General features: G+C 42.3%; 1 pseudogene. It reads left to right on the forward strand.

The window, feature by feature from the left end:
• Positions 1–1,296 (forward strand): annotated as a pseudogene (locus tag RCJ95_RS23740) (M20/M25/M40 family metallo-hydrolase); the annotation flags it as partial.

Consider the following 1,296-nt stretch of genomic DNA (forward strand, 5'->3'; position numbering starts at 1 on the left):
GTTGTGTTAATCAGTCACTTCGATACCGTGCATACGGAGGAATATGGTGAACTAGAGCCGTTAGCCTTTTATCCAGAAGAACTAACGAAAAAGCTAATGGAACCTAAATACTTAAAAGATTTACCAGAGGCAGCTCGCATTGATTTGGCATCTGGGAATTATTTATTTGGTCGCGGCACAATGGATATGAAAATGGGTCTTGTCTTACACATGCAGTTGATCGAAAAGGCAAGCTTATAGCAATGGCCGATTAATTTGATTTTAACAACGGTCCCTGATGAGGAAGTCAACTCTGCTGGTATGAGAGCGGCTGTTGTGGAACTGGTGAGACTGCGGGAACAGCATGGTTTAACTTATAAATTATTTTTAAATAGTGAGCCATCGTTTTCACAAGGGCCTTCGGATACGAATGAATATATTTATTCAGGTACAATTGGTAAAATCATGCCTGCTGCTTTGTTCTACGGAAAAGAGACACATGTCGGTGAGCCATTAAAAGGGATGACAGCTACCTTTATCGCTTCCTATATGACACAGCATATGGAGTGGAATCCCCTTTTCCGTGAAACAGATTTAGGTGAAAGCACACCACTACCCGTTTCTCTACAATTAAAAGATTTAAAAATGGAGTATTCTACACAAACACCATACCGTGCAGCGGCACTTTACAATGTCTTTTTGTTAAAACGGACAGCGGCTGAGGTAATGGCTATTTTTGAGGAAGTTGCGTTACAGGCAATGGCTGCTTGCAATGCGCACTATCAGGACATTTGTACACGAGAAAATGTTCAGGGTGTGGGCAAGGTAAAGGTCTTACGCTACGAGGCATTATTGGAGCATGCGATTGATAAGTTAGGAGCTGAGGAAGTACAAGCGATTAAGCTGCAGGTTCAGCAGCATCCTGCATGGGATGATCGTGAAAAATCGATTCGTATTGTGGATCAGCTCATGATTCGCTGTCAGGAATTAGCACCTGCCACAGTCCTGTTATATGCGCCACCTTACTATCCAGCCATTAATTCATCCAACCATCCATTAGTGAAACAGTCGATTGAATTAATGAAGCAAACAGCTCAAACATTTGATATTGAGGTGGAGCAGATCCACTACTTTAACGGAATTTGTGATTTAAGCTATGTCAACTATTCAGATGCATCTAATGAGTGGCTAGCATTTGAGCGGAACACACCCGTATGGGGCGATACGTATCATATTCCATTCAAAGAGATGGCGGCATTACAAGGTCCTGTCTTAAATGTCGGCCCATTTGGTAAGGATGCCCATCAAAAAACAGAG

The organism is Lysinibacillus sp. BSL11 (assembly GCF_052928325.1).